This is a genomic window from Phyllobacterium sp. P5_D12, from assembly GCF_054049495.1.
On record NZ_JBFUMG010000249.1, the window covers coordinates 1 to 6,226 of the forward strand.

Sequence of the window (6,226 nt, forward strand, 5' to 3'; positions counted from 1 at the left end):
ATCCTATGCACTTCTTCGGTGAAGAGCGCACGTCGACCGCCCAAACCGAGACGGCAGAGCGCTGGAAAAAGAAACTGCGTGAATTCGACGGTTTTGTTGTCACCGTTGCGGAATACAACCACGGCCCGACCGCAGTTCTGAAGAATGCTATCGATCTTGGTGAGTTCATTCACAAGCCGGTTGGATTTGTCGGCTATGGCGGCGTTGGCGGTGCCCGCGCAATCGAGCATCTTCGACTGGTTTTTGTGGAGATGAGTGCCGCATCAGTCAAGACCGGCATCCACATCTCCTTCCCCGAATATCTCACTGTGGTCAAGGGCGAGAAGAAGCTTGCCGACTATGAACATCTCAATGAAGCGGCCAACAACCAGCTCAACCAGCTTGTCCTGTGGGCAAACGCTTTAAAAACAGCCCGCGCGGCTTGACGATTGAAGAGCGGCCGCGCAAGTGGCCGCTCATTTGTCGGACCAGACCGCCAATTCGTAACCCTCCGGATCGGTGAAGTGAAAGCGGCGCCCGCCGGGGAAATTGAAGATCGGCTTGACGATCTTGCCGCCCGCCTTTTCAACCCGCTTCAATGTATCCGCAAGATCGTCGGCGAAGAAGATGACCAAGGGACCGCCACCCGGTTTGACGTCGTTGGCATTGGCAAATCCGCCTTTGAGATTACCATCGGCAAACTCGCAGTAATCGGCGCCGTAGTCGGTGAACGACCAGCCGAATATACTGCCATAGAAACTGCGAGCCCGCGCAATATCCTTCACGTTGAATTCGATATAGTCGATACGCTTGTCCCTGCCTGAATTGGCCATTTTTCACCTCACGCCACAAGTTGTGCTTCGAGCACGTCCTTGAGTTTCTGCAGGTCACGCATCACCCAGGCTGCGTCTGCAGTGAATTTTTCGTCGTCCATTCCCGGCAGCCGGAACAAGGTGAATGTTACCTCCGAATTTTCTCCGTTGGCGACAACCCGCAATGGAATGTAAACCTCCTCGCCAGTTTCGGTGATGACCCAGTGATCGAGAACGCCGAGCTTGTTTGGCGGTGCAAAACGTAGCCTAAGCTTACCGGCAGGACTGTCCGCCAGCCATTCGTCGCCCAACTTTTGCAAAGCAGAAGTTAGCCCCGAGGCCCATTCTGGCAGGTTTTCCGGGATGCTTGCGTAGTCATAAACGTCGCGCCAAGATCGCTGAATGGAAATTTGAAGGGTTCGCGCTTCATGCGTCGCCATGCCCTGTCCTCCCTGCATGCTCTAATCGATTTTAACTTAGCATGGCATCGTTTTCGGGCCAACATTTGCCGCTTGAACCTTGCCTCCCGTCGAGCTTCGCAGTAGTGATCTGCCAACTCCCATCAGGAAAAGTGCATGATGAGCTCTACGCGTACCGAAACAGATACTTTTGGCCCGATCGAAGTTGCCTCGGACAAATATTGGGGCGCACAAACCGAACGCTCACTGCACAATTTCAAAATCGGCGGCGAAAGAATGCCGATCCCGCTTGTACGTGCTCTCGGTATAGCAAAGCGCGCCGCCGCCGAAACCAACATGGCACTTGGCAAGCTCGATGAAGTGATTGGCCGTGCCATCACCGTCGCTGCCGAAGAAGTCATCGAGGGCAAGCTGGATGACCATTTCCCACTCGTCGTCTGGCAGACGGGATCAGGCACGCAGTCGAACATGAATGCCAATGAGGTGATCTCCAATCGCGCTATCGAAATGCTGGGTGGAACAAAGGGCTCGAAAAAGCCGGTTCATCCCAATGATCACGTCAATATGAGCCAATCGTCGAACGATACGTTTCCGACTGCAATCCACATTGCCACAGCAGTGGAGGCGACAGAGCGTCTCTTTCCAGCACTCAACCATCTGACGGCGGCGCTGGCCAAAAAAGAAGAGGCCTTTGCAGAGATAATCAAGATCGGCCGCACACATACACAGGATGCAACCCCAGTCACACTTGGTCAGGAATTCTCGGGCTACCGGGCTGCGCTGGAATACGCGCACAAGCGCATCGAACAAAGCTTGGCGGACGTGTTCCTGTTGGCACAGGGCGGCACCGCCGTCGGTACCGGCCTCAATGCGCCGATTGGCTTCGATACCGGATTTGCCGATGCCGTGTCCGATATTACCGGGCTGCCATTCAAGACGGCCCCGAACAAGTTCGAGGCACTGGCCAGCCACGGTGCACTCACAAACTTCCACGGCAGCCTCAATGCGCTCGCCACCGATCTGTTCAAAATTGCCAATGACATCCGTTTTCTCGGCTCCGGTCCTCGCTCCGGACTTGGTGAGTTGAAACTGCCCGAAAATGAACCGGGCTCATCAATCATGCCTGGCAAGGTCAATCCGACCCAAGCCGAAGCACTGACCATGGTCGCCACACAGGTGTTCGGTAACAACGCCACCGTCACCGTCGCAGCCAGCCAGGGTCATTTCGAGCTCAATGTTTTCAAGCCTGTGGTTGCACTGAACGTGCTTCAGTCGATCCGCATTCTCTCCGATGCGATGATCTCCTTTGCCGATAATTGCGTCGAAGGTATTGAGGCGGACGAAGTCCGCATCAAGGAACTGCTTGAGCGTTCATTGATGCTTGTCACAGCCTTGGCCCCGGCAATCGGCTATGACAATGCTGCCAAGATAGCCAAGACAGCCCACAAGAATGGTACGACACTGAGGGAAGAAGCCCTAGCGAGCGGTCACGTCTCAGCCGAAGACTATGATCGCCTCGTGCGCCCGGAACGAATGATCGCGCCAGAGTGAGATTGGAAAACCGTTCTCTTGTGAACAATGTGTAGAGAAAATAATGGCTTTGTTTGACAATCGGATTTAGCTATTGGGGGTTCAACGCCAAACCCGGAGAGATTTCTTATGTCTAACAATGCCCTAGTTACACTGATCAGTCGTATTCTACTTTCGATTCTGTTCATCCCTGCTGGCTTCGGCAAGCTGACCGCTATTGGCGCCACGGGAGGGTACTTCGCTGCCAAGGGCCTTCCTCTGCCGGAAGTTACCGCAGTCATCGTTGGTCTGGTTGAGTTGTTTGGCGGACTTGCCGTACTCGTCGGGTTTCAGACACGCTATGCTGCAATACTGCTTGGCCTATTTACCATTGCCGCAGCATTTGTCGGTCACCTGATTCCATGGGACATGGCGAACCAGACGAACTTCTTCAAGAACCTTGCCATAGCCGGAGGCTTCTTCGTTCTCGCGCAGTACGGTGCTGGCGCACTTTCGGTAGACGCCAAGCGCGGCTGATCGCATTTGACCGAATGCAAAAAAAGGCCGCTCATAGCGGCCTTTTTCTATAAGAGGAACAAGGATTTAGTTCGAAACTTTCGCTTCGCTGACCAATACCGGCTTGTCCCGATAATCTTGCGGGAACAACTTGCTCAGGTTTTCGATTTTTGGCAGATCGTAATAAGCGATATAGGGCTGGGTCGGATTGATCGTGGCGTAATCCTGATGATAGGCCTCGGCTGGATAAAACTTTTCGAGCGACGAGACTTTGGTAACGATCGGGTCGGAATAGACTTTCGCGTTATCAAGCTGGGCAATATAAGCCTTGGCTACCTTTTCCTGATCGGCACTGGTTGTGAAAATCGCCGAGCGATACTGCGTCCCCGTATCCGGCCCCTGACGATTGAGTTCCGTCGGATTGTGAACCACCGAGAAATACACCTGCAGGATTTTGCCAAGGCTGACAGCCTTCGGATCGAAAGTCACCTCGACCGATTCGGCATGGCCGGTGTCGCCACCGCTGACGATCTCATAGCTCGCAGTTTCCTTCTTGCCGCCTGAGTAGCCAGAAACGGCGCCGCTTACACCCTTCATGTGCTGGTAAACGCCTTGGACGCCCCAGAAGCAGCCGCCGGCAAGGACGATGGTCTCGCTTTTGGCCGGCGTAGTTTGATCGAGCGCCGGCGGGGGCACCATGGTGACATCCTCCCCGGCAAGAGCAAAACCGGGAGCCAACAGAATCGCCGTGGCGAGCAGAATTTGACGAAGTTTCATAGGTTTTGTCCTTCTAGCGCTTACGTAGCAACAGGTTTGAATTTCAACGCGACGCCATTCATGCAGTAGCGCAGGCCCGTCGGTTTCGGGCCATCATCGAAAACATGGCCAAGGTGACCGCCGCAGCGATGGCACGAGACCGCGGTGCGCGCCATGCCAAACGACCGATCGGTCTCMTCATTGACGGCGCCCTTTATCGGCCTCCAGAAACTTGGCCAGCCAGTGCCGCTATCGAACTTCGTATCTGAATCGAAGAGCGGCAGATCGCAGCCAGCACATGCGAACGTGCCTTTGCGTTTCTCATGATCCAACGGGCTCGAGAAGGGACGTTCCGTTCCCTCCTGCCGCAATACATCGTACTGTTCCGGAGTCAGCAGCTTTTTCCATTCCGCATCGGAACGCTCAACTTCGAAAGAACCGGCTGCATGGGCGGTGGGCCCGCTCGCAAAGCGCGTGGCCACGAACGCACCAAGCCCTGCTATAGCACCGCCAAAAAGCGTTCGACGTGTCATCATGGCTGAACTCCCTGTGCCAATGTACCGATAATAACCGGTTTCTGCAGGGAGATACGTAAGGACGGCCGGAAAGGTTACACAACCAGCCTGGAATCATGGAGAGTTGATGAAAATCAGCCTTTGTTCAAAGCGGCCTCGATGCGCCGCGACAGTTTTTCGACTGCGCTAGCCTCGGCTGTACCACGTGATGAAAACAGACAGGCTTCCGATTTGAGGATTGTTCCGTCGTCAAGAACCTTGAGATGATTAGCTTGCAGCGTCGATCCTGTCGATGTGATGTCGACGATAATATCAGCGGAGCCCGAAGCCGGGGCGCCCTCAGTCGCGCCAAGACTCTCGACGATCCGATAGACCTGAATGCCATGCATCTGCGAAAAGAACTGCTGTGTGAGACGCCAATATTTGGTGGCAATGCGCAGACGCCGGCCATGGCGCTGGCGGAAATCAGCGGCAACGTCATCAAGATCGGCCATGCTCGATACGTCGTACCAGACCTCTGGCACCGCGACCACAACGTCCGCTTGACCGAAACCGAGCCGTGCTTCGATCTGCACGCGTTCGTCGGCGGACGACAAAGTCTCGCGGATCAGGTCTTCCCCCGTTATGCCCAGATCGACGCTGCCGTAGCCAAGCTCGCGCGCGATCTCCGATGCGGAGAGAAACAGGATATCGATCTGGCTTTCGCCTTTGACCTGCGCCCGATAGTTGCGTTGATCCTTGGGGAGGATCACGCTGAGACCGGCGCTTTCGAGCACACCAAGCGCCTGCTCCTTGAGACGGCCTTTGGATGGAAGGGCCAAGGTAACCGTCATTTTGCCTCTCCGGCGATCTGTTCAAGCCTGTCGAGCCAGATCGAGAATCCGACACCCGGAATGGAGCCAACGGCTCCCAGCATCGTCAGCAACCGGTCATAACGCCCGCCACCCACGATCGCGCCGAGGTCAATATGGTTCAGCGCGCGCGTTTCATAGACGAGACCGGTATAGTAATCGAGCGGGCGTCCGAAGGCGGCGTCGTAGATAATAGTCTCCTCTCCGATGCCCGCTTCGACGACCGAAGCTGCCCGTGCCTCGAATTGTTCCAGCGCAGGCCCAAGATCAAACTCGTTGGCACGCGCGAAACCGAGCAATTCACCGGCGGCGGATCGCAGTGGCACGCGGATCGCGAGAAAGCTCTCCAAAGCAGAGAACGCTCCGGCGGGCAGCCGTACCGAAGCAAGCGTCGCCTTTTCGATCAAGCGGCGGGCAACCTCGATGGGTGCGCGACCTGCGGCCGGTGAAATACCGGCAACCCGCATATCCTGTTCGAGCGCTATGGCCAATCCGGCTTCGTTCCCTTTTGCGACCAGTTCAGCGAGATGATCTGGCAGCGTATCACTTTGCCGATCCGACGAGAGATCTTCTAGCAAACCCTTCAAATGACCAGGATTACCGAAGGCGCGCGCAAGTTTTTTCTGCCAGCCCCGCGGCAAACCAAGCGCTGCCAGAACCGCCTCGAAAATAGCCTGGTCGCCGAGTAGGGTTTCAAGTTGCGCATCAGGCGCAACAAGGCGGATCGTGGCAATAGCATCGGCCAGTGAACGCGCATCAGCACGAGCCCGATTGGCATCGCCAAGATCCTCTATGCCGGCCTGGAAAAACTCGTTACCGCCCTCGCGACGCTGGCGGAACACCTCGCCGAGATAGGCGTAGCGTTTTGG

9 protein-coding genes are annotated in these 6,226 nt (G+C 55.8%); 3 read left to right on the top strand and 6 right to left on the bottom strand.

Annotated features, from left to right (window positions below):
• Positions 1 to 425: NADPH-dependent FMN reductase (locus tag ACXJ5O_RS15990; protein ID WP_457300749.1), on the top strand; the 425-nt coding region annotated here is incomplete at its 5' end.
• Positions 426 to 455: 30 nt separating this feature from the next.
• On the opposite strand, the gene ACXJ5O_RS15995 is transcribed toward ACXJ5O_RS15990, so the two are convergent.
• Positions 456 to 812 carry a VOC family protein gene (locus ACXJ5O_RS15995; RefSeq protein WP_457300750.1) on the bottom strand — a complete coding sequence of 119 codons (357 nt, stop codon included), beginning with the start codon at positions 810 to 812 and terminating at the stop codon, positions 456 to 458.
• A gap of 8 nt (positions 813 to 820) precedes the next feature.
• A complete protein-coding gene (locus ACXJ5O_RS16000) occupies positions 821 to 1,231 on the bottom strand; it encodes an SRPBCC family protein (protein WP_457300751.1) in 411 nt (136 codons plus the stop codon).
• A gap of 138 nt (positions 1,232 to 1,369) precedes the next feature.
• Here ACXJ5O_RS16000 and fumC point away from each other — a divergent pair, with 138 nt between their 5' ends.
• Entirely contained in the window at positions 1,370 to 2,761 is a 1,392-nt protein-coding gene (gene fumC / locus ACXJ5O_RS16005) for a class II fumarate hydratase (RefSeq protein ID WP_457300757.1), read from the top strand.
• 108 nt (positions 2,762 to 2,869) lie between these two features.
• Positions 2,870 to 3,256, top strand: a complete 387-nt coding sequence (locus tag ACXJ5O_RS16010; RefSeq protein WP_457300752.1) for a DoxX family protein — start codon at positions 2,870 to 2,872, stop codon at positions 3,254 to 3,256.
• 66 nt (positions 3,257 to 3,322) lie between these two features.
• On the opposite strand, the gene msrA is transcribed toward ACXJ5O_RS16010, so the two are convergent.
• The 4 genes from msrA to ACXJ5O_RS16030 form a co-directional block, all read right to left on the bottom strand.
• Positions 3,323 to 4,012, bottom strand: a complete 690-nt coding sequence (gene msrA / locus ACXJ5O_RS16015; RefSeq protein WP_457300753.1) for a peptide-methionine (S)-S-oxide reductase MsrA — start codon at positions 4,010 to 4,012, stop codon at positions 3,323 to 3,325.
• Positions 4,013 to 4,032: 20 nt separating this feature from the next.
• Positions 4,033 to 4,527, bottom strand: a complete 495-nt coding sequence (gene msrB / locus ACXJ5O_RS16020; RefSeq protein ID WP_457300754.1) for a peptide-methionine (R)-S-oxide reductase MsrB — start codon at positions 4,525 to 4,527, stop codon at positions 4,033 to 4,035.
• Positions 4,528 to 4,640: 113 nt separating this feature from the next.
• Positions 4,641 to 5,339 carry an ATP phosphoribosyltransferase gene (gene hisG, locus ACXJ5O_RS16025; RefSeq protein ID WP_457300755.1) on the bottom strand — a complete coding sequence of 233 codons (699 nt, stop codon included), beginning with the start codon at positions 5,337 to 5,339 and terminating at the stop codon, positions 4,641 to 4,643.
• Positions 5,336 to 6,226 (bottom strand): ATP phosphoribosyltransferase regulatory subunit (locus tag ACXJ5O_RS16030; protein ID WP_457300756.1); only part of this gene is annotated, 891 nt, incomplete at its 5' end. The genes ACXJ5O_RS16030 and hisG, both read right to left, overlap by 4 nt.

What these genes read in the sequence shown, in the direction of transcription:
- ACXJ5O_RS15995 (WP_457300750.1), bottom strand. Translation starts at nt 812, where the DNA reads ATGGCCAATTCAGGCAGGGACAAGCGTATCGACTATATCGAATTCAAC.
- ACXJ5O_RS16000 (WP_457300751.1), bottom strand. Translation starts at nt 1,231, where the DNA reads ATGGCGACGCATGAAGCGCGAACCCTTCAAATTTCCATTCAGCGATCT.
- fumC (WP_457300757.1), top strand. Translation starts at nt 1,370, where the DNA reads ATGAGCTCTACGCGTACCGAAACAGATACTTTTGGCCCGATCGAAGTT.
- ACXJ5O_RS16010 (WP_457300752.1), top strand. Translation starts at nt 2,870, where the DNA reads ATGTCTAACAATGCCCTAGTTACACTGATCAGTCGTATTCTACTTTCG.
- msrA (WP_457300753.1), bottom strand. Translation starts at nt 4,012, where the DNA reads ATGAAACTTCGTCAAATTCTGCTCGCCACGGCGATTCTGTTGGCTCCC.
- hisG (WP_457300755.1), bottom strand. Translation starts at nt 5,339, where the DNA reads ATGACGGTTACCTTGGCCCTTCCATCCAAAGGCCGTCTCAAGGAGCAG.